Below are 19,348 nucleotides of genomic sequence, written 5' to 3'. Positions count from 1 at the left end.
GGGGAACCCGTTGTTACATCAGTTCCGGGATCGGTTCGCCGGCGTGGCCGAAGTACACGGGGCGGTTGCTCGCCGTGTAGAGCGGCACCGAGCGGTCGATGCCGAGCTTCTCGTAAATCGTGGCCGCGTAGTCCTCGGGCGTGTGCGGGTTGTCCTGCACGTAGCCGCCGTCCTTATCGCTCTTGCCGATGACCTGCCCGCCGCGAACGCCCGCCCCGGCGAAGGCGATCGAGTACGCCTTAGTCCAGTGGTCGCGGCCCTGGAACTTGTTCAATTTCGGCGTGCGGCCGAACTCCGTGACGAAACAGACGAGCGTCTCCTTTAGCAACCCGCGTTGGTCGAGGTCTTCGACCAGGGCCGCGAACGCCTGATCGGTGCTGCCCATCATCACCCAGTGGCCGATGCCGTACCGCCCCTCGCCGCCGGCCTTGTCGCGGACCGTCCCGCACGACCCGCTCGTATAAATCAAGTCGTGGTGGTCCCAGTTCAGGTTGGTCCCACCGGGCGTGTCCTTCGTCAACGGCCACCGCACGTCGACCGTCACGAACCGGACGCCCGCCTCGACGAGTTTGCGGCCGAGCAGGTAGCACGAGCCGCGGTGGCCCAGGCCGTACCTCTCGCGAACGGCCGCCGGCTCGCGGGTCAGGTCGAACGCCCCGGCGACCTTCGGCGACGTGAGCATGTCGAACGCCTGGTCGTAGAACCGGTTCATGCCGTGCGAGTCGCTCGCAGTGCTTTCGAGAGCGCCGCGGAGGTCGTGGCGGCCTTGCAAGCGGCTGCCCTCGAACTCTGCCCGCACCCGCAGGCCGTCGAGCTTCCAGGCGGGGTCCGACAGGTCGCGGCCGCCGGTCTTGAAGACGCGCGTGGACGCGGGTAGGAAGCCCGTCCGCGTCTCGCCGGCTTGCTCGTTGTTACCCGGGATCATCACGTAGGGCGGCAGGTGCTTCGCCCGACTGCCCATGACCTGCGAGACGACCGACCCGATGTCCGGCATGGTGAGGGCGCCGGCCGGGTGCGACCCGGAGAGCACGTACTGGGTGCCGTTGGGGTGCGCGTCGGCCCCGCCGCGGTCGTGGTGCATGGACCGGACGACCGCGATTTTGTCCGCGATCTTCGCCGTGTGCCGCAGCAGCTCCGTGAACTGGGTTCCCGGCACCTTCGTCGGAATCGGCTTGAACGGGCTTCGGTGTTCAGCCACCGCCTCGGGCCTCGGGTCCCAGGTGTCCATGTGGGACAGGCCGCCTTGCTCGAGGATGACGAGCACGTTCTTCGCGGCCGCGTTTCGCACCTCCGCCGAGCGGGCCAGGGCCACGGGCAAGGAGACGCCGAGGACCGACGTGGAGGCCAGCCGAACGAACTCCCGGCGGGTGAACGCGCCTTCGGCACGACGGGTGAACCAATCGGGTGGGATCATGTGTGAGCCGAGGTAAACAGGCGGGAAGACGAAAACACGGTTCTGGGGTGGGAAGGGTATTCTCTCAAAAGTTCCGCCGCGTGGAAAGAGATTTCCGGGGCCTCGCACCATCGATTCGGTTTCCGGCACCCGGCAGTTAGCCACTCCCGGAATGTGCGATTCACTTGCCGATGCAGAAGCGGCTGAAGATGCGGTCGAGTAGGTCGTTGGTGTAGACGGCCCCGACCATCTCGCCGATCTGGTCGAGGGCCTTGCGGAGTTCTAGGGCGAGGAGTTCCTGTGGGTCGTCGTGGAAGACGTGGCCGTGGGCACGCTGGAGCGAGTCGATGGCGGCTTCGACGTGGTGCCGACAGCGACTCTGGCTCGGGGCCGTCGAAGAGCGGGAGAGAGCCTGCACCTTGTCGGCGAGCCGTTCGCGGAGGGCGAGTGTCCCGTCGGGGGAAACGACGGACGCCGCGACGGCCGGTTGGTTCTCACCCCCCACCCTCCCCCTCAAGGGAGGAGGCAACAAATCGGCCTTCGTGTGGACGCGGAGCACTTCGGCACCCGACAGGTTCGGCGGCGAATCCAGAACTTCCTCCCCGGCCGGTACGCACCACAGCACGAGGTCGGCCTGTTCCGTCTGTTCGCGGCCGAGGCGCTGGGCTTGCCCCTCAATCGTGTCGGTCGAGTCCTGCCAGCCGGCGGTGTCGATCAGTTCCACCGGCACGCCGTCGAGGTCGAGCCGCTGCGTCAGGTAGTCCCGCGTCGTGCCGGCGGTCGGGCTGACGAGGGCCACGCCGGCCGAGCCGACGAGCGCGTTGAACAGGCTACTTTTCCCCGCGTTCGGCTCGCCGACGAGGGCCACGCGAATCGGCCGGCCGCTGACGGTGCGGGCGTCGAGTTGCCGCTTCAGATCTGTCAGTTGGGCGAGGCCGGCGGCGATCCGCTTCAACTGCTCCGGCTTGCCGACGAACTCGATGTCCTCCTCGACGAAGTCCAGCCCGGCTTCCACGTCCGCGAGCAAACTCAGCAGGTCGTCGCGGAGGGCGTCCATCGGCCGGGCGACGCCGCCGGCCAGTTGCGTGAGGGCTTGCTTCAGTTCGGCGTCGGACCCGGCCTCGATCACGTCCAACACCGCCTCGGCCCGCGTCAGGTCTTTCTTGCCGCTAAGGAAGGCCCGCAGCGTAAACTCGCCCGGTTGGGCCGACCGTGCCCCGGCCGCGAGCAAGTCGGCGATCAGGCGTTCGACCAACGGCGGCGACGAGATCGTGTGCAATTCGATCAAGTCTTGGCCGGTGTACGAGTGCGGGCCGCGGAAGAAGTAGGCGTCGGCCGGCAGCGGCGAGTGGACGTTCGATAGCTGAAGGTGGCCGGGTGTAAGGTGCCGTGGGGAGTCGGTGATTTGGCGGTCGATGGTCGAAGTGAAGAGTGCGTTCACAACGGCGACGGCGTTCGGCCCGCTGAGGCGAACGATGGCCCGCCGGCCGGGACCGGGGGCCGATGAGAGGGCGACGATCGTGTCTTCGGGGTGCGGGATCATAGTGAGATTGTCGAGAGAACCCTACTCAGTAGCCACCTTATCTTCTGGTCGCGTGAAGCCCCAGGTGATGCCGCCGCAAGGTGCCGTGCCGCCGAAGTAGATCCGGTCGAGAGCGTTGAGAGGGACAAACGCGAAGAGGGCGAAAACGTGTTGCCGAGGAATGTCTTGATACGGCTTCACGTCGGACAGAGGACAGTAGAAGAAGTACGGGAAACCGACGGTGCGGGCTTCGGCCATTCCTCGTCGAGAGAGGCGGTAGTACGTTCCGACGTACAGTCCGAACGTCAGCGAAAGCCCGGCCAGAATGAGTTGCATACGCCGTCGCCATTTTGGGGACGTTACGACTGCCATCATTCAGCCCCCGACGAGCAGCACGGCGGGCTTCTCCAGGTGCCGCTTCACGGCGTTGCCGAAGACCGCGCCGATTGCGCCGTCCACGATGCGGTGGTCGAACGAGAACGACAGGTAGCCGATGTCCCGCGGGTGCAGGGTGCCGTGGTCGTCGTAGACGGGCCGCTTCACGACCTTGCCGATGCCGAGGATGCCGACTTCGGGGTGGTTGATGATCGGCGTCGAGATCAGGCCGCCGATGCTGCCGATGGACGTGATCGTGAACGTGCCGCCGCGGAGGTCGTCGATCTTCGGCCGGCCGGCCCGGGCGTCGTCGCTGAGGCGCTCGATCTCGCGGGCGATGCCGGGCAGGTCGCGGCGGTCGGCGTCCTTGATGACCGGCACCAGCAACCCGTGCGGGGCGGCCACGGCGATGCCGACGTGGTAGCGGTCGTGGAGCGTGACTTCGGCAGCTTCCTCGTCGAAGGTCGCGTTCACGATCGGCACTTCCTTCAGTGCCCGCGTCACGGCCTTCACGATGAACGCCAGGTACGTCAGCTTCAGGTTGCTCTTGTAGAAGTGTTCGGCGAGTTGCTGGCGCAGGTGGACGACCTCGGTGAAGTCGCACTCGTCGATGTAGCTGTAGTGCGGGATGTACCGCTTCGATGCGACCATCTTCTCGGCGATCTTCTTCCGCATCCCGGCGAGCTTCACCCGCGTGCCGGCGCGGCCGAAGTCGAACTGGAAGTGTTCGGCCGTCTTCGGCTCGCCGTTCGCGGGGGCCGTCGGCGGCTTGAGCAGCGGGGCGAGGTCGTCGAGCAGGATGCGCCCGCCGGGGCCGCTGCCGCGGACGCGCGAGAGGTCGATGTTGAACTTGCGGGCGAGGTGCCGGACCGACGGAGCGGCCACCGGGGTGGTGGTTTTTGCGGCCGGCGTCGGCGGTTGCAGGCGGACTTCGGCCGGCGGGGGCGGAACGTCGGGCGAACTCGGCCCGCCGCCGGAATCGTACTTCAGCACGACTTCGCCGACCTTGATCTTTGTCCCGGCGGCCGCCAGCGTCTCGGCAATCGTCCCGGCGAACGGCGACGGCACTTCCATCGTCGCCTTGTCGGAGAGAACCTCCATCAAGCCTTGGCCGCGGTGGACGGCCTCGCCCGGTTTGACCATCCAGCGGACGAGATCCACCTCGTACAAGCCTTCGCCCATCGGCGGGAGGGGGAAATCGGTCATACCCGTTCCTCCGCGAGTTCGCGGAGCGTGTCGCGGATGCCAGGGAGTTGCGGCACCGTGTTGTGCTCGTACACCTGGTTCAGCCCGATGCCGGGGACGTGCTTGCCCATCAGCAATCGTGGTTTCGCCAACAGGTCGTAGAAGTGCTCGTCCACGATCCGCCGGAGGAGGTGTTCGCCGAAGTTCGTCACTTCCGTGTCCTCGTTGACGATCAGCACCCGGCCGGTCTTGGCGACGCTCTGCGAGATCATCGGCCAATCATAGGGGAAGATGCTCCGCAGGTCGATGACGTCGAACGTGAACCCGAAGTCGCGGTGGAGTTCGTCGGCGGCCTGCACGCACAACGGCAGCGTGCGGCCGTAGCTGATGACGGTGGCCGTCGTTCCTTCCCGCACGCGGCTGCCGCTGCCGATCGGCACGAAATATTCTTCAACCGTCGGCCACTGCGGAACCCAGTCGGAACGATCGCCCACCGGGGCGTCGATCAGTCGGGAGAGTTCGTCGGCGTCGGCGGGTTCGCCGGGGATGAGCTTGTCGCCCTTCATCCGCAACAGCGCCTTCGGCAGCAGCACCAGCACCGGGTTCGGGTCGGCGATGGCCGAGAGCATGAGGCCGTAAGCGTCGAGGGCGTTCGACGGCATGACGACCTTCCAGCCCGCGAGCCGCGACGCCCAGCTTTCGAAGCTGTGGGAGTGGTAGAGGCTGCCGCGGATGCCGGACCCGGAGGGGGTCATCAGTACGATCGGCATGTCGAAGTTGCCGGCCGACGCCCACCGCTGATTGCCGGCGAGCTTGAGTAGGTCGATGGTGTTGAAGGCGTAGTCGCAGAACTGAATCTCGCACACCGGCCGGCCGCCGGCGTAGGCGATGCCCATCGCAGTGCCGACGATGCCGCGCTCGTCGAGCGGCGAATTCCAGGCGGTCTTGAGCCCCTGCGTGGCGGTGAAGACACCGCCGAGCGGCGGGCCGACGTCTTCGCCGAAAACGTCGGTGACGCCGAGGTGGGTTTCGCCGTAGTGGAGGGCGAGGCGGACAGCTTGGACTAAGGTTGCCATGATCGGACCAATGAAAAATGCAAAATTACGACAGCCCACGGTACGTGTTCGCAGTGATGGCCCCGAGAACCTTCATGATCTCAGTCGATTCCTGCACCAAGGGTTCGAGCAATTGATCGGGCAGCACCCTCGATTCGACGAGAAGCCGCAGCCAGTAATTCGTGAGGCGGGCTTCCTTCAGGGCTTGGGTCAGACCGCGGGCAAAGTCCGGCTTGTCCGGGGAGGCTTGCACTTCTTCGATGATCGCACCGATGGCGATGCCCGACTTCACGAGTTGATAGCCGATGGTTCGGGCAACGCCGGTCGATTCGATCAACTGGGAACACAATCGCACGATGCGAAGTGCGAACTGAAAGGTTCGTGGCACGATGTTCGGTGCTTCATTTTGCATTTTTCATTGTTCCGGGCAATCCCGTGTAATCCTCTGGGTACACCGCGTCTACCTTACTCGCCGCATAGGTAAATCGCTCCACGTCATCCCGGGTCGGCTTCGCCTCGCTCGTCGCTTGCACGACGGCGGTGTCGGCCTCCTCCTTCGCCTCGGCCCGCAGTTGCCGGACCTGATCCGCGTCCACCGCGTCGGCGTCGATGAGTTTCTGCTCGAACATCGCCACGCAATCGGTTTCGCCCCAGTTCCGCTGCGCGCCGCTGCTGGACGAGTGCCCGTGCAACCGGCTGACCATCGCTTCCAACAGGAACGGCTTGCGCTCCGTGCGGACGTACCGCATCGCCCGGTCGATGGCGTGCCAACTCGCGACGGGGTCGTTGCCGTCGATCGTTTCCGCCCTCATGCCGTAGGGCAGGGCGCGATCGGCGATCCGCCGCTCGCCGTGCTGCGTCTTCGCGGGCGTGCTGATGCCGTAGTTGTTGTTCGTGACGACGACCAGCACCGGCAGTTCGTTGCCCGGCCGGTTCGCCCACACCAGACAGCTCTCGAAGTCGCTCTCGGAGGTGCCCGCGTCCCCGCTGACGGCGATGCTCAACCCGTCGCCACCGTGCCGTTTTTGCATGAGCGCGGTGCCGGGGGCCATCGTCAACTGGACCTCGATCACGCTGCTCACCGGGACCACGTTCCACGCCGGGATCGCGTAGTGCCCGACGAAATTCCGCCCGCGGCTGAACGGGTCGGTGGCCGTCATCGCCAGTTGCCGGACGTGATCGACCATCGGCAACCCCATCGCCAGCATGACGCCGAGGCTGCGGTAGTGCAGGTGCAGGTAGTCGAACGCCGGCCCCCGGCCCTTGTGGACCTGCATCCCCAGGCAGACGTTAAACGCCTCCTCGCCCGGGCCGCCGATCCAGAAGTACGCCTCGCCAGACTTCGACATTTTGATCGACCGCTCTTCCAGGGCCCGCGTGCGGACCATGTGGCGGAACAGGGTCAGGGCGAGTTCGACCGAAATCGTTTCCCGGCCCGACCGAACGGCCAGGGACGCGGCGGGCTTTTTCGACCGCCGCGGCGGAACGTGTGATTCGTCTAGAGGCTCCGACATAGTGCACCTCGTGCGATGCAAGTTCATCGGCAGGATTCGACGACGGGATATCGAATTATACCCCGCGTTCGGCCGGATGATAAACCGGAACGCCAATTCCTCGAAAGGGCAGTCCGCGGGTTCCGCTTCGATTCGCGCTGGGGGTGAGGTACAATCGTCCTCAAACCGGGAGAAACCGATGGCCGACCGCCTTGTGACGATCGCGACGTTCGACAGCGTGCCGCAGGCGCACCTCGCCAAGAACGAACTGGACACCGCCGGCATTCGCTCCGTTTTGATGGACGAAGAAACCGTCGGCATGTTGTGGCACGCCGCCCACGCCATCGGCGGCATCAAGTTGAAGGTCAACGAGGAAGACGCCGAACGGGCACTGGTCGTTTTCGATGAACGGTTTGGCAACGGCGGCGAGTCGTCCGACCCGGTCGACGAACAGTCTCTGGCCGAGCAAGCCCTGGCGGTGCCGCGGGAAGACGAAGATCCAAGCGAGGGGCTGCCTCACCCGGAATCTGTCGAGACACCGGCGGCAGATTCGGCCCCGCCCGACCCGGTGGGCGGATATCGGGAAGAGTGTGCCCGTCGGCTGTTCTTCGTGGCGTGGCTCGGTTTCCTCTTTCCACCGTTGATCTTCTACGCCTTTTACCTGATGCTGAACGCGGCGCTCGGGTCGGGGGAACTCTCTCGACAAGGTCGCGTGAACGTCCTCGTGGGTAGTTTGGTCACGCTCGTGGGCCTGCCGATGGCCTGGCTCATGGTGATGGCGTTCCTCCCGGGCCGGCTGAACTGATCTCGTTTGCCGAAGGAGTCTCGATTATGCGCTTCTTCCTCGCGGCCGGCCTGCTGGCCCTGACCCTTGGCGTCGGCATAGCCGCCCCGATCCCGAAGGGACAGGCCAAGAACCCGTGGGTCGGCAAATTCGCGTTCGTCAAGGCGAAGGACGTGAAACTCCACATCATCCAGGCCGACGGTACGGAGTCTGCCGGCATCGTGGGCGCGGGCGTGAACGTGTTCTACTACACGGTTTCGAAGGTCGGCGGCGATCGGATTGAAATCTCGTCGGCCAACTCCGATCGCGTTTACTACTTCCAGCGCGACGACGTATTGAAGGCCACTGACGCGATCGAGTTCTACACGACCAAACTCAAGGACGCCCCGAAGGACACCTTCTACCTCGCCCTTCGCGCGTGGGCGAACTACGCCGAGGACAAGTTCGACGCCGCCGAGGCCGACTGCACGACGGCCCTGAACGTCGAGACGAACAGCCCCACGGTTCTGCGGATCCGGGCGATCATCCGCCTGGGGGCGAAGAAGTTCGAGGGGGCCATCGAAGACTTCGACAAGCTCATCGCCCAGTGGCCGAACGACGAATGGGCTATCCGCCAGCGGGCGAGCGCGAAGGCCTCGCTCAAGAAGTATGACGAGGCCATCGCCGAGTACACGAAGCTCCTCGCCACGACCGGCAACCGGAACGACGTCCTGATCGGCCGCGGGCTGGCGTACGACCACAGCGGCCAACACGCGAAGGCCCTGGCGGACTACGAGGAAATCCTGAAGAGTAACCCGAAGAGTGCCGTCGCCTGGAACAACAAGGCATGGCTCCGCTGCACCTGCCCGGAGGCAAAGTTCCGCAACGGCAAGGAGGCGGTCGAGTTGGCGACGAAGGCGTGCGAACTCACGGAGTGGGCGAACGCCGGCTACCTCGACACGCTCGCCGCCGCCTACGCCGAGCAGGGCGATTTCGAGAAGGCGATGAAGTGGCAGCGCGAGGCGATGCAAGACAAGGAGTTGATGAAGCGGGAAGACGGCGAGATCACCGCCCGCCTGGAGTTGTACAAGCAGAAGAAGCCATACCGCCAGCCGGTGGCGGAGAAGAAGTAGAGCGGGTGAGCGGGTGAGCGGGTGACACGGTGAACGGGTGAGAAAACCTCTTCTGTCTTTTCACCCCTTCACCGTGTCACCCGCTCACCCGTTCACGGCTTCCCGCCGCCCCGCGGCCCCGCCTTCCGGCGGAGCAGAATCTTTTGCAGCGTCGTCTGCCGCAGCTTCGGGGCGGGCTTATCGTGCTCGTCCTCGATCTCGCCGACGATCTCTTCCAGCACGTCTTCCAGCGTCAAGATGCCGACGACCTTCGCCCCGTTCTCGCGGACCACGGCCAGGTGGCGGTGCGACTTCTTGAACACGTTCAGGGCCGTTGCCACCGGCGCGTCGGCGTCCAGAATCACCGGCTCGTAAACCGCGTCCACTAACTGCACGAACCCGCTGAGGCTAAACAGGTAGAACAGGTCCTTCGTGTTGACCATGCCGACGACGTTGTCCGGCGTGCCGTCGTACACCGGCAGTCGCGTGTGCGCCCCCTGCCGGACGATGGCCAGCAGTTGCTCCGACTGCGTCGTCACGTCCAGGGCGGCGACCTTGTCCCAGGGCACCATGCAGTCGCGGACCTTCTTGTTGTTCAGCGCGAAGACGTTCAACACCACGTCGGCCTGCTCGGACGACATCAGCCCGGCTTCCTCGGAGTCTTCCACCAGTAAGCGGAGTTCGTCCACGCTGTAGACTTCCCCCTCCTCGGCGTCCGACTTATACCCCATTAACCGGAGAAAGCGGGTACTCGTGCCGTTCATCAGGCGGATGAGCGGCCGGGCGACGCGGGAGAACCACGTCAGCGGACCGGCCACGAACAGGCCGATGCGCTCGCTCGATTGCAGGGCGGCGATCTTCGGCATCTGCTCGCCGAAGACGACGTGCAGGAACGTGATGAAGGCGAGCGTCAGGGAGATAGAAATTGTCCGCGTCACCGCCCCCTGCCACTCGTCGGGGAGCGACGTGAAGAAGGGCGAAATCAAGGTCGCCAGGGCCGGTTCGCTGACGAAGCCGAGAGCCAGACTCGCCACGGTGATGCCGAGTTGCGCGGCGGCCACGCTGTCGTTCAGGTCGTCGATGGCGGCCAAGAGTTTCGCCGCCCGCGGCTTACCTTGGTTGACGAGTTCTTGCACACGGCTGTGCCGCAGCGCGACGAGGGCGAACTCGGCCGCGACGAAGAACGCATTGATGAAGATTAGCACCGGAATCGCGAGCAAACTCGCGACGGTGGCGGCCGAAAATGGTTCAGCAGAGGCAACGATCACAGTGTCGCTCACGCGGCCGGGGGAAAGCTGTTTCGACCAGGCGGTGGGGCGGCTGACGGCAACAGACCCCGAACGGGGCAGGGGTAGTATAGCGGATCACGCCGCCACCGCGCAATCACCCCGCGCCCGACAATTCGCGCTCCGCAGGAACGACCCGACGGCAAGCGGCACGATCGGGCGAATCGGAAAATCGGGCGAACGGGCCGTATAGGATAGGCGGGGCGGCCGATTCCGCAAAAGGTGTCCGTTCCTGCTCCGAATACTCTGGTGAATCACCCGGTTCGTGCTGCTCCGATGGGATGCCCATGACGAACACACTCTCCCGCCTTCAGGCCATCATCCTCGGCTTCGTCGTGGTCGCCGCGGTCGCGCTCGGGGCGGCCGGGTTGGTCGCGGTCGCGGCCAAGCAGGGGTTCGGCCGGGAGACGTTCACCGTTTCCGTCGGCTTCCCGGAAGCGCACGACGTGGCGGCCGGTACGCCGGTGCGGGTCCGCGGCGTCGAAGCCGGGCAGGTGGTGGCCGTCGACTACCCCGACGGCGACGGGCCGATCATGGTGCGGATGCAGTTGGACGCCCAATTTCGCGACAAACTGCACGCCGACGCGAAGGCCCAGATTCAGCCGACGGGGTTGCTCGGCTCGAAGGTCATCGCGGTGCAACCGGGGACGACCGCGGCCGGGCCACTGACCACCGGCACGCTAAGCGCCGCCCCGACGCCGGACATCGCGAGCCTCGCGGCGGAAGGAGAAGCGGCCCTGAAAGACATCCGCGGCATGGTGGGCGACGTAAGAACATTGGCCGGCGACGTGCGCGGTACGGTCAAGAGGGTGGACGGCGTGGTCGAGTCCGAGGCGGCCAACGTCCGCGGGCTGATGCAGGACAGCCGCGACGCCATCGTTTCCGTCCGGCAGAACAGCGAGGCCGTGTCGCGGCTGCCGATCGTGCGGGGTTACGTCGAGAACGTCAACACGATCCTCGTCCGGCCGGACTGCCGCCGCGAGGTGATGGCGTACAACGCGAACGACCTGTTCGAACCCGGCACGGCCATCCTCACCGACACCGGCCGCCACCACCTCGGGGCGGTCGTCGAGTGGCTCCGAGGCCAGACGAACACGAAGGCGGAAGCCGTCGTCGCGGCGGCCAATGACCCCGGCGATCCGGCGCAATCGCACGCGACGGCCGAGCAGCTGACGCGAAAACAGGCGGAAGTTGTCGCCGAGTACCTCAAGTTGACCGGGGCGCATAAAATGGGCTGGTGGAGTCGGCGGAAGGTGACGGCGATCGGCCTCGGCAAGACGGGGTCGCCGGTCGTCGAGAAAGAGAAACTGCCTGCGAATTTCGTGCAGGTGTTACTCTTCACGCCACAATAACGCCAAGCTCACGGAGACGACGCTGTGACCGATGCCGTTCCGCCGCCGACCGCCCCGGAACGGCTCCGCCTGACGCTTTTGTTCCACCACCTCCGCGTTCAGTTCCCGCGCATCGCGATCTCTCGCGAGCGGTTCGACGTTCACATCGACCGCACCGTGAACATCTTCAACGCCAAGAGCGAAACGCCGGTGACGTGGTCGTCGTACCTCGATGGCCTTTATTCGCTCGACTGGCTCGTCTGCGTCGGCTGCCTGGAAGGGATCGAGGCCGCGTGGGAACTGCTGTTCGCCGCCCGCATGGGGCGGAGCGACTCGCTGCTCATTGACGCCCTGCGGGCGCGGGCGGTGCGGCTCTACCCGCGGAACGAGGAGAAGCAGGAGACGGCGGTCACCGAGTTCTGGAGCAGCCTGATCGCGTCCGACTCCGACCACACGCTACCGGTGCTGGCCCGGTACGACGGCCAACGGCCGCTCGCCCCGTGGCTGATCCGCGTCTTCCAGAACTGGCACCTGTCGAAGCTCCGTCAGCACAGCGGCACGGTCACGCTCCCGGACGACGACATCGCCATGCCGCTGCCGACGATCCCGCAGGAAGACACCCGTTGGCACGAGGTCTTCGTCGCCGCCGCCCGCGACTGGCTGACTGCGATTTCCGACAGCGAGCGGCTCATCCTCGGCCTGCGCTGGCGGTACAAGATGAGTCAGCGCGAAGTCGCGCACCTCCTCGGCGTTCACGAGGGCACGATCTCGCGGCAGACCGATAAACTGCGGGACAAGGCGCTGGAAGTGATCGGCGGCCGACTCGTCGAGGAAGGCTGGGCGGGCGACGACATTGAGCAGTTCATCCTGACCGAACTCGGCGGCCTCCTCACCGACGACCCGCGGCTCTCGGCCGACGTCCTCTCCCGCCTACTGGCGGCGAAGGGGAAAACGCTGACACTGGCCGAACCGGAGGAGTAAGCGGGACCGCCTTTACACCATCTCCACGCCGGCTTCGCCGGCGGTCACTTCGCCGATCGGCCACGCCTCGACGCCGGCCGCCTTCAGTTGGTTGCGAATGCTGTCGGCGAAGCTCGGCGAGACGATCATCACGAAGCCGATGCCCATGTTGAAGACGCGCTCCATCTCGGCCTGCTCGATGTTGCCGAGCTTCTGAAGCCACGGGAACACCGGGTTCGGCGTCCAACTGCCCCGCCGAATCTTCACCCGGCGGCCGGGCGGGAGAATGCGGCCGATGTTGTCCGGCAGGCCGCCGCCGGTGATGTTCGCGAGGCCGTGGATGACGCCCTTCTTCTTCACCGGGTAGTGTTCCAACACCTTCCGCACCGGCCGCACGTAGAGCCGCGTCGGCGTCAGCAGGGCGTCGCCGACGGTCGTGCCTAACTCCGGCACGTGGGCGTCCACGGTCAGCTTCCCCGCGTCGAACACGGCCTTCCGTACGAGGCTGTAGCCGTTCGAATGCACGCCGCTGGCCGCGAGGCCGATCACCGCGTCGCCGACTTCGATGCGACTGCCGTCGATGATGCCGGAGTGTTCGACCACGCCGGTGCAGAAGCCGGCCATGTCGAACTCGCCCGGCTGGTAGAAGTCCGGCAGGATCGCCGTCTCGCCGCCGACGAGGGCACAGTCGGACTCGATGCAGCCGTCGGCCACGCCCTTCACGAGTTGCACCGTGCGGGCGGGGTCGTCCTTGTCCATCGCCAGGTAGTCGAGGAACATGAGCGGCTCGCCGCCGGTGCAGATAAGGTCGTTCACGCTCATCGCGACGAGGTCGATGCCGACGGTGTCGTACTTGCCGCACAGCATGGCGATCTTGAGCTTCGAGCCGACGCCGTCGGTGCAGGTCACGAGGACCGGGCGGGCGTACTTGCGGCTGAAGATGCGGGCGAACAGTCCCCCGCCGCCGGGCGGGTCGAGGTCGAACAGGCTGGCGAAGCTGCCGCCCTTCCCGCCGGCCCCCTTGAACGGTGAGCGGATGACGTTCGGCCCCCACGTCTTGGCGATGAGCTTCTGCACGCCGGACATGGTTTCCGCGTAGGTTTCCAGGTTCAGCCCGGCGTCCTGGTAGGTCAGCGACTTCGCCATCGGCACTCTCAGGGAAGGAAGAATCGCGCACGGGTGGTTTTATGGAAGATCGTGCGAATTGTTGGTATCCTCGGGCGGCGGCCAAGCCCTTTCGACGCGCGGAAGCAGATTCTCGACGGCACGGCCTTGTTGGCCTTGCCGATGGACGACGCGGAACCGCAGTTGCCGGAGTCGGCTGCCGATATGGTCATTTGAGCCGTGCTTGTAACCGAGGCGGGCGTGAACTACACTCGACGGACTTATAACCGAGAGCCGTTTCATGAAGCGATATATCCGCGGTTTGTTCGTCGTGGCGTTGGCGTGGGGCATTGGTGCATTTTTCGTCTGCCAGCAGCAAGAGTTCGACCGCTACCAGGCCATCCTGGAAGACAAAGAGCGGGAAAGCCGGGTGCTGGACGAGCAGATTGTGCGCGTCACTCTTGAGATTCGCGAGAAGCATCGGATCCGCCTGCAAGCCCAGGCTCAATCGCCCGATAGCGCGCGGGGCTAGGCTGTGTCTGAAAAGCGGTTGGTGGGGCGTAGAATGCGTGGCCCTCCCACCGGACGACCGCCATGCAGACGCCGCGCTACGCCCTGACCGATGCCCAGTGGGCCGCCCTCGGCCCGCTCCTGCCGCCGGCCAAGCCCGGCGGGCGGCCGCCGTCCGACCCGCGGCGACTGATCGACGCCATGCTCTGGGTGCTGCACACCGGGGCCCCGTGGCGGGACTTGCCCGACCGGCACGGGCCGTGGCAGACGGCGTACCACCGATTCAACGCGTACCGCCAGGACGGCATCTGGGACCGGGTGGTCGAGCACCTGCAGCGGCACGCCGACCTGGACCACGGGCAATGGAACGTCGACGGAACGGTGGTGCGGGCCGCCCGGCCGGCCGCCGGGGCGAAAAAAAAAGGCGGTGGCCGGCGAGCCGGCCGATCACGCCCTGGGCCGCAGCCGAGGCGGGTGGGGGACCAAGGTGCACTTGGTGTGCGACCGGGCCGGTAACCCGCTGGCCGCGGTGCTGACCGGCGGCCAGGAGCCAGAGGTCGTGCACCTGGCCGCCGCCCTGGCGGCCGTCCCGAAGGGCCTCGGGCCGCCGAAGGCCCTGGCCGGGGACAAGGGGTACTCGGCCAACCGGGTGCGGGCGACGTTGCTCGCCGCTGGCATCGAGGACGTGATCGCCCGCCGCAAGGACGAGTTGGCCCGATTGCCCGCACCGCCGGCGTTCGACACGGGCAAGTACAAGCGGCGGAACGTCATCGAGCGGCTGAACGGGTGGTTGAAGGAGCGGCGGCGGGTGGCCACCCGGTACGAGAAGTTGGCCGTCAACTTCCGGGCCATGATCCAACTCGCCTTCGCCCTGTGGTACCTGACACCGTAGCTTTTCCGACACAGCCTAGTCTCGCCTGAACCGGGGTCACTTCGCGCACCGCGGCTGTATGATGAGGGAAGACTTCTCCGCCGCCCTCCCGCACGGACGCCCCCGAAAATGGCCGAGACTGCCTGGACGATCAAGGCTCTGCTGCAATGGACGACGGAACACTTCACCAAGAAGGGCCTCGACTCGCCCCGGCTGGACGCGGAACTGCTGCTCGCCCACGTCTTGAACTGTAAGCGCATCGACCTCATCGTCCGTTACGACGAACTGCCGACCGATGCGGAAAAGACCGCCTTTCGCGAACTCGTAAAGAAGCGACTCGACCGCTGCCCGACAGCGTACCTCGTCGGCGTCCGCGAGTTCTACCTGCTGCCGTTCGAAGTGACGCCGGCCGTGCTCATCCCGCGGCCGGACACGGAAACACTCGTCGATGCCGCGATTGATTTCCTCAAGAAGCGGCCGACGCCGACGGCGCTCGACGTGGGCACCGGGTCCGGGTGCGTGGCGGTCAGCCTCGCGAACGCGGTCAAGGCGGCGACGGTGACGGCCGCGGACGTGTCGCCGGACGCCCTGGCCGTGGCGAAACGGAACGCGAAGCGGAACGGCGTCGCCGACCGCGTGCAGTTCCTCAACGGCAACCTCTTCTCGCCGTTGTCGGCCGGGACGAGTTTCGACCTGATCGTGAGTAACCCGCCGTACATCCCGCCGGTGGAAATCGAAACGCTGATGCCCGAAGTAAAAGACCACGAACCGCGGATCGCCCTCGACGGGGGCACCGACGGTTTGGCGTTCTACCGGCGACTGTCGGCTGAGAGTGGTCGGTGGCTGAAGCCGGGCGGCGGGCTGATGGTCGAGATCGGCCACACACAGGCCGACGCGGTGCGAAACTTGTTCGAGTCGGCGGGATTTCAGGTCGGGAAGACGATCAAAGATCGCGGCGGTCGGCCGCGGGTGGTCGTTGGCAAAATGGAAAAAGCGTAACGGGCGAACCAATCGCCGTCACGCCTTCAAATCCAATTTCAAATCCTTACCCGCCCGCCCCGGCGCTGATGGCCTTGCCCTGGGCGAGTAACTGCTGTTGGTGAATCGGCAGGAGTTCTTGCCGGTAGATCGGCACGTCGCGCGGGGCTTCGATCCCGAGCCGAATCTTACCGCGGTCGATGTCCACAACCGTGATGCAGATGTTTTCCCCGATGTAGATTTTTTCGCCAAGCTTCCGGCTGAGGACCAGCATCTGGCACCCTCCTGTAGTACGTCCGTGGTGTTACCTAATCTGTGCAAACTTACGCCATAAAACGGGGAAGGTGGTGGCGACGGGGAGAAAAGTCGGCGGGAGAAGCCCGTGAATCATGTCACGGGCGTTATCTTTCGCGCAGGACGCACAATGCGACGTGGGGAGTTCGAGAATCTCTCATGAGGCGAAGGCATCTTACGTCGCCTTTTGCGCCCGGAGTTAAACGGATCTTGAAATCGAATCCGAACGGATCCGCCACGACCCGGCCAATCGCTACATTCGTTACTTCTTCATGGGGAACTTCGGCAGCTCCACCTTCTTCACCGATTGCAGGTACTCCAACACTTTCTCGGCTTCCGTCCCGCCGGCGTTGGCGTGCCAGTGGAGGCTAAAGCCGTGCGGCCCCTTCGCGTCGATCAACTTCGGCTGAAGCGTCAGCATCGCCTTCACGATCTCAAGTTGGCCGAGCATCGCCGACGCGAACAGGTCCATGCGGGCACCGCCCGCCAACAGGAACAGGGCGATGTCTCGGTTGCCCATGTGGGCGGCCGCCCCGAGGGCCGTCTCCCAGTCGCCGCCGCCCCAGTCCACGGCGGCGTTCAGTAGGGCCGGTTCCTTCGCGAGCAGTTTCTTCGTCATCTCCAGGTCGCTGTGGGCGAAGATCACGAAGTCTTGCACCAGCACGCGGTTGATCTGTTGCTTCTTCCACGACGGCTGAAACGTCGGGGCGGTGTAGTCGCGCTCGAACGGCGCTTCGCTCGGCCCCTTCGGCGCGTCGGGCTTCTTGTCGTCGGCCATGGTTGCTCCGGTGAAGAGGACGCCCGCACCGAGAACGGCCGGGAACTGACGGCGGGTCAAGGGATTCATAACGCCTCCGGTTCGGTCGAGTTATTGTATCCTGAGCCGGAGCGAGAGGGTCGGCGAGGGAGGCAACCGTCGTGATCGAGATTCGGCCGATTCAAGACGCGGACTACGCCCCGCTGTTGGCGATCATCAACGAGGTCATCGAGCGCGGCGATGCGTTCTACTTCGACGTGCCGTTCACGCCGGACGGGTTGAGGGACTACGTCCGCTCCTTCACGGCGGCCTTCGTCGCGGTGCTGGAAGGCCGCGTCGTCGGCGGGTACGTGTTGCGGCCGAACCACCCCGGTCGAGGCTCGCACGTCGCCAACGGCACGTACATGGTCGATGCGAACACCCGCGGCCACGGCGTCGGCAAACTCCTGGGCGAACACTCGCTCGCCGAGGCGAAGCGGCTCGGCTTCTCGGCGATGCAGTTCAACGCCGTCGTGAGTACGAACACGGGGGCGGTCGAGTTGTGGCGGAAACTCGGGTTCGCGATCATCGGCACAGTGCCGCAGGGCTTCCGCCACGCGGACGGTCGGTTCGTGAATTTGCACATCCTGCACCGCGACTTGGGCGAGCGGGGAGCGTAAGCCCCCTGATTCTGATCTTCGTGGAACGAGAATCAGGGGGCTTACGCCCCCCGCTCGCCTCGTTACACTGGTGGCATCACGTCCCTGGAGAATGCCCTCATGCGTCGCGCCCTCGCCTTGTTGTCACTTGTCCTGTTCGTCCCCATCGTTCCCGCGGCCGACCCACTCGACGGCTTCGACGACGCCGTGCGTAAGGCGATGAAACTGCACGCCGTGCCGGGGTTGGGCGTGGCCATCATCAAGGACGGCAAGGTCGTGCTCGCGAAAGGCTACGGCGTGCGCGAGGTCGGCAAGCCGGAGGCCGTTACCGAGAACTCGCTGTTCGCCATCGGCTCGGTGAGCAAGTCGTTCACAGCCGCGCTCGCCGCGATGCTCGTGGACGAGGGCAAGTTGAAGTGGGACGACCGCATCAAGGAGCACGTCTCCGACTTCCAGATGAAGGACAACTACCTCACGGAAGAGATTCGCCTCCGCGACACGCTGAGCCACCGCACGGGGTTGGACCGGCACGACATGGTCTGGTACGGCGGCCGGTTCACCACGCCGCAACTCGTTACGAAGCTCCGCGACATGAAGCCGGCGCACCAGTTCCGCACGAACTTCGTTTACAACAACCTCATGTACATGGTGGCCGGGCAGACCGTGGCGAAGGTCGTCGGCAAGTCGTGGGACGACGTGGTCGCGGAACGACTCTTCAAGCCCCTCGGCATGGCGACCGCGAACACCAGCACGGCGAAGCTCCCGAAGGACGGCGACGTGGCCATGCCGCACGAACGTCGCAAGAAGGGCCTGGCGATGGCCGTGCCGTGGCTGAACATTGACTGCATCGGCCCGGCCGGGTCGATCAACGCCTCGGCCGCGGACATGGCGAAGTACGTGCAGTTCCAACTGACCCGCGGCAAGGTCGGCGACAAGCGTCTCGTGAAGGCCGCGGTCTTCGACGAGATGCACAAGGCGCAAATGCTCGTGCCGAAGGGCATCAGTCTGTTCAACGGCGACGCGAAGTCGTCCGCCTACGGTTTCGGCTGGTTCCTCAGCGACTACCACGGCCGCACGCTGATCGAGCACGGCGGCAACATCGACGGCATGACCGCGCAGGTCGGCTTCCTCCCGGACGAAAAGCTCGGCGTCGTCTTCCTCGCGAACCTCGGCACTTCGACGCTGCCCGCCGCGCTGATGTTCGACACCTTCGACCGCTACCTCGGCCTGCCGCTGACCAACGACCGCGTGGAGGGCACGTCGCTGTTGATGTGGGCCGTCGCCGCCGGAACGCAGGTGGCCGGCGTGCAGTTCAACGAATCGAAACGGCAGAAGGACGCGAAGCCGCCGGTCCCCCTCGCCGACTTCGCGGGCAAGTACGAAGACACGCTCTACGAGGCGGTCGAGCTAACGACGGTCGGCGACAAGCTGCGGCTCAAGTGGACGAACTTCGCTTACGACCTGGAATTCTGGCAGTTCGGTACGTTCCGCGGTACCGACCCCGACGGTCGTTGGCCGAGCATCGGCGTTCACTTCCTCCTCGACGAAAACGGCCAGCCGACGGAGATGAAGCTCGCCGGGCTGAACGTCGACGACGTGCGGTTCAAGCGGAAGAAAGGCTCGTAACGGCGGAGAGAACGGCCGGCCCGTCGCCGAAGGATGGGTAACGATGGTTATTTGGATTGATTACAGAAAGGAATCGGGATTGGAGGTCGTTGGGA

At 65.5% G+C, this 19,348-nt stretch carries 22 protein-coding genes; 11 read left to right on the top strand and 11 right to left on the bottom strand.

Annotated features, from left to right (window positions below):
- Positions 1-13 precede the first annotated feature (13 nt).
- The 7 genes from PX52LOC_RS06155 to PX52LOC_RS06125 all read right to left on the bottom strand — a co-directional run bounded on the left by PX52LOC_RS06155 (position 14) and on the right by PX52LOC_RS06125 (position 7,044).
- Positions 14-1,414 (bottom strand): DUF1501 domain-containing protein, encoded by a 1,401-nt coding sequence (locus PX52LOC_RS06155; RefSeq protein ID WP_149109256.1) that lies wholly within the window; start codon positions 1,412-1,414, stop codon positions 14-16.
- Between the two features lie 160 nt (positions 1,415-1,574).
- Positions 1,575-2,936, bottom strand: coding sequence for a tRNA uridine-5-carboxymethylaminomethyl(34) synthesis GTPase MnmE (gene mnmE / locus PX52LOC_RS06150; protein WP_149109255.1), 1,362 nt, complete (start codon positions 2,934-2,936; stop codon positions 1,575-1,577).
- A gap of 21 nt (positions 2,937-2,957) precedes the next feature.
- Positions 2,958-3,251, bottom strand: a complete 294-nt coding sequence (locus PX52LOC_RS06145; RefSeq protein ID WP_149109254.1) for a hypothetical protein — start codon at positions 3,249-3,251, stop codon at positions 2,958-2,960.
- Positions 3,252-3,290: 39 nt separating this feature from the next.
- Entirely contained in the window at positions 3,291-4,496 is a 1,206-nt protein-coding gene (locus tag PX52LOC_RS06140; protein WP_149109253.1) for a dihydrolipoamide acetyltransferase family protein, read from the bottom strand.
- Entirely contained in the window at positions 4,493-5,551 is a 1,059-nt protein-coding gene (locus PX52LOC_RS06135) for an alpha-ketoacid dehydrogenase subunit beta (RefSeq protein ID WP_149109252.1), read from the bottom strand. The genes PX52LOC_RS06140 and PX52LOC_RS06135 overlap by 4 nt, the downstream gene beginning before the upstream one ends.
- A gap of 25 nt (positions 5,552-5,576) precedes the next feature.
- Positions 5,577-5,942 carry a four helix bundle protein gene (locus tag PX52LOC_RS06130; protein WP_149109251.1) on the bottom strand — a complete coding sequence of 122 codons (366 nt, stop codon included), beginning with the start codon at positions 5,940-5,942 and terminating at the stop codon, positions 5,577-5,579.
- Positions 5,932-7,044 (bottom strand): thiamine pyrophosphate-dependent dehydrogenase E1 component subunit alpha, encoded by a 1,113-nt coding sequence (locus PX52LOC_RS06125; protein WP_218575285.1) that lies wholly within the window; start codon positions 7,042-7,044, stop codon positions 5,932-5,934. The genes PX52LOC_RS06130 and PX52LOC_RS06125 overlap by 11 nt, the downstream gene beginning before the upstream one ends.
- A gap of 178 nt (positions 7,045-7,222) precedes the next feature.
- On the opposite strand from PX52LOC_RS06125, the gene PX52LOC_RS06120 reads away from it, so the two are divergent.
- Positions 7,223-7,828, top strand: coding sequence for a putative signal transducing protein (locus PX52LOC_RS06120; RefSeq protein ID WP_168218835.1), 606 nt, complete (start codon positions 7,223-7,225; stop codon positions 7,826-7,828).
- A gap of 26 nt (positions 7,829-7,854) precedes the next feature.
- On the top strand, positions 7,855-8,919 hold the full coding sequence (locus PX52LOC_RS06115) for a tetratricopeptide repeat protein (RefSeq protein ID WP_149109248.1): 1,065 nt from the start codon (positions 7,855-7,857) through the stop codon (positions 8,917-8,919).
- A 92-nt stretch (positions 8,920-9,011) separates the two neighbouring features.
- On the opposite strand, the gene PX52LOC_RS06110 is transcribed toward PX52LOC_RS06115, so the two are convergent.
- The gene (locus PX52LOC_RS06110; RefSeq protein WP_149109247.1) at positions 9,012-10,166 is read right to left on the bottom strand and encodes a hemolysin family protein; all 1,155 of its coding nucleotides are present in this window, start codon (positions 10,164-10,166) and stop codon (positions 9,012-9,014) included.
- A gap of 305 nt (positions 10,167-10,471) precedes the next feature.
- Here PX52LOC_RS06110 and PX52LOC_RS06105 point away from each other — a divergent pair, with 305 nt between their 5' ends.
- Together PX52LOC_RS06105 and PX52LOC_RS06100 are read left to right on the top strand one after the other, a co-directional pair.
- Positions 10,472-11,536, top strand: coding sequence for an MlaD family protein (locus PX52LOC_RS06105; protein ID WP_168218834.1), 1,065 nt, complete (start codon positions 10,472-10,474; stop codon positions 11,534-11,536).
- A gap of 24 nt (positions 11,537-11,560) precedes the next feature.
- Positions 11,561-12,496: a sigma-70 family RNA polymerase sigma factor gene (locus tag PX52LOC_RS06100; protein ID WP_149109245.1), complete on the top strand. Its 936-nt coding sequence runs from the start codon at positions 11,561-11,563 to the stop codon at positions 12,494-12,496.
- A 12-nt stretch (positions 12,497-12,508) separates the two neighbouring features.
- Here the strand turns inward: PX52LOC_RS06100 and purM are convergent, their stop codons facing one another.
- Entirely contained in the window at positions 12,509-13,621 is a 1,113-nt protein-coding gene (gene purM / locus PX52LOC_RS06095) for a phosphoribosylformylglycinamidine cyclo-ligase (RefSeq protein WP_149109244.1), read from the bottom strand.
- Between the two features lie 51 nt (positions 13,622-13,672).
- Between purM and PX52LOC_RS40280 the strand changes: the two genes are divergently transcribed.
- The 5 genes from PX52LOC_RS40280 to prmC all read left to right on the top strand — a co-directional run bounded on the left by PX52LOC_RS40280 (position 13,673) and on the right by prmC (position 15,959).
- Positions 13,673-13,816: a hypothetical protein gene (locus PX52LOC_RS40280; RefSeq protein ID WP_168218833.1), complete on the top strand. Its 144-nt coding sequence runs from the start codon at positions 13,673-13,675 to the stop codon at positions 13,814-13,816.
- A gap of 64 nt (positions 13,817-13,880) precedes the next feature.
- Positions 13,881-14,111, top strand: a complete 231-nt coding sequence (locus tag PX52LOC_RS06090) for a hypothetical protein (protein WP_149109243.1) — start codon at positions 13,881-13,883, stop codon at positions 14,109-14,111.
- Positions 14,112-14,173: 62 nt separating this feature from the next.
- Complete coding sequence (locus PX52LOC_RS43770) at positions 14,174-14,605, top strand: IS5 family transposase (RefSeq protein ID WP_390635390.1); 432 nt, start codon at positions 14,174-14,176, stop codon at positions 14,603-14,605.
- Positions 14,586-14,981, top strand: a complete 396-nt coding sequence (locus tag PX52LOC_RS43765) for an IS5 family transposase (RefSeq protein WP_390635688.1) — start codon at positions 14,586-14,588, stop codon at positions 14,979-14,981. Before PX52LOC_RS43770 ends, PX52LOC_RS43765 begins: the two co-directional genes overlap by 20 nt.
- 108 nt (positions 14,982-15,089) lie before the next feature.
- Positions 15,090-15,959 carry a peptide chain release factor N(5)-glutamine methyltransferase gene (gene prmC, locus PX52LOC_RS06080; RefSeq protein WP_149109242.1) on the top strand — a complete coding sequence of 290 codons (870 nt, stop codon included), beginning with the start codon at positions 15,090-15,092 and terminating at the stop codon, positions 15,957-15,959.
- A 46-nt stretch (positions 15,960-16,005) separates the two neighbouring features.
- Here the strand turns inward: prmC and PX52LOC_RS06075 are convergent, their stop codons facing one another.
- Positions 16,006-16,212, bottom strand: coding sequence for a carbon storage regulator (locus PX52LOC_RS06075; protein WP_149109241.1), 207 nt, complete (start codon positions 16,210-16,212; stop codon positions 16,006-16,008).
- Between the two features lie 282 nt (positions 16,213-16,494).
- Positions 16,495-16,905: an ankyrin repeat domain-containing protein gene (locus PX52LOC_RS06070; RefSeq protein WP_149115426.1), complete on the bottom strand. Its 411-nt coding sequence runs from the start codon at positions 16,903-16,905 to the stop codon at positions 16,495-16,497.
- A gap of 245 nt (positions 16,906-17,150) precedes the next feature.
- Between PX52LOC_RS06070 and PX52LOC_RS06065 the strand changes: the two genes are divergently transcribed.
- Both PX52LOC_RS06065 and PX52LOC_RS06060 read left to right on the top strand, forming a co-directional pair.
- On the top strand, positions 17,151-17,648 hold the full coding sequence (locus tag PX52LOC_RS06065) for a GNAT family N-acetyltransferase (RefSeq protein ID WP_149109240.1): 498 nt from the start codon (positions 17,151-17,153) through the stop codon (positions 17,646-17,648).
- Between the two features lie 99 nt (positions 17,649-17,747).
- The gene (locus PX52LOC_RS06060) at positions 17,748-19,253 is read left to right on the top strand and encodes a serine hydrolase (protein WP_149109239.1); all 1,506 of its coding nucleotides are present in this window, start codon (positions 17,748-17,750) and stop codon (positions 19,251-19,253) included.
- Positions 19,254-19,348: the final 95 nt, after the last annotated feature.

The organism is Limnoglobus roseus, assembly GCF_008254045.1.
GTDB lineage: Bacteria > Planctomycetota > Planctomycetia > Gemmatales > Gemmataceae > Limnoglobus > Limnoglobus roseus.
The sequence above is the reverse complement of the archived record's forward strand: the minus strand, read 5'-3'. Positions and strand labels throughout refer to the sequence as shown.

Bases quoted from the DNA above. Each gene is read 5' to 3' on its own strand.
- PX52LOC_RS06155 (WP_149109256.1), bottom strand. From the start codon at position 1,414: ATGATCCCACCCGATTGGTTCACCCGTCGTGCCGAAGGCGCGTTCACC.
- mnmE (WP_149109255.1), bottom strand. From the start codon at position 2,936: ATGATCCCGCACCCCGAAGACACGATCGTCGCCCTCTCATCGGCCCCC.
- PX52LOC_RS06145 (WP_149109254.1), bottom strand. From the start codon at position 3,251: ATGCAACTCATTCTGGCCGGGCTTTCGCTGACGTTCGGACTGTACGTC.
- PX52LOC_RS06140 (WP_149109253.1), bottom strand. From the start codon at position 4,496: ATGACCGATTTCCCCCTCCCGCCGATGGGCGAAGGCTTGTACGAGGTG.
- PX52LOC_RS06135 (WP_149109252.1), bottom strand. From the start codon at position 5,551: ATGGCAACCTTAGTCCAAGCTGTCCGCCTCGCCCTCCACTACGGCGAA.
- PX52LOC_RS06130 (WP_149109251.1), bottom strand. From the start codon at position 5,942: ATGCAAAATGAAGCACCGAACATCGTGCCACGAACCTTTCAGTTCGCA.
- PX52LOC_RS06125 (WP_218575285.1), bottom strand. From the start codon at position 7,044: ATGTCGGAGCCTCTAGACGAATCACACGTTCCGCCGCGGCGGTCGAAA.
- PX52LOC_RS06120 (WP_168218835.1), top strand. From the start codon at position 7,223: ATGGCCGACCGCCTTGTGACGATCGCGACGTTCGACAGCGTGCCGCAG.
- PX52LOC_RS06115 (WP_149109248.1), top strand. From the start codon at position 7,855: ATGCGCTTCTTCCTCGCGGCCGGCCTGCTGGCCCTGACCCTTGGCGTC.
- PX52LOC_RS06105 (WP_168218834.1), top strand. From the start codon at position 10,472: ATGACGAACACACTCTCCCGCCTTCAGGCCATCATCCTCGGCTTCGTC.
- purM (WP_149109244.1), bottom strand. From the start codon at position 13,621: ATGGCGAAGTCGCTGACCTACCAGGACGCCGGGCTGAACCTGGAAACC.
- PX52LOC_RS06090 (WP_149109243.1), top strand. From the start codon at position 13,881: ATGAAGCGATATATCCGCGGTTTGTTCGTCGTGGCGTTGGCGTGGGGC.
- PX52LOC_RS43770 (WP_390635390.1), top strand. From the start codon at position 14,174: ATGCAGACGCCGCGCTACGCCCTGACCGATGCCCAGTGGGCCGCCCTC.
- prmC (WP_149109242.1), top strand. From the start codon at position 15,090: ATGGCCGAGACTGCCTGGACGATCAAGGCTCTGCTGCAATGGACGACG.
- PX52LOC_RS06075 (WP_149109241.1), bottom strand. From the start codon at position 16,212: ATGCTGGTCCTCAGCCGGAAGCTTGGCGAAAAAATCTACATCGGGGAA.
- PX52LOC_RS06060 (WP_149109239.1), top strand. From the start codon at position 17,748: ATGCGTCGCGCCCTCGCCTTGTTGTCACTTGTCCTGTTCGTCCCCATC.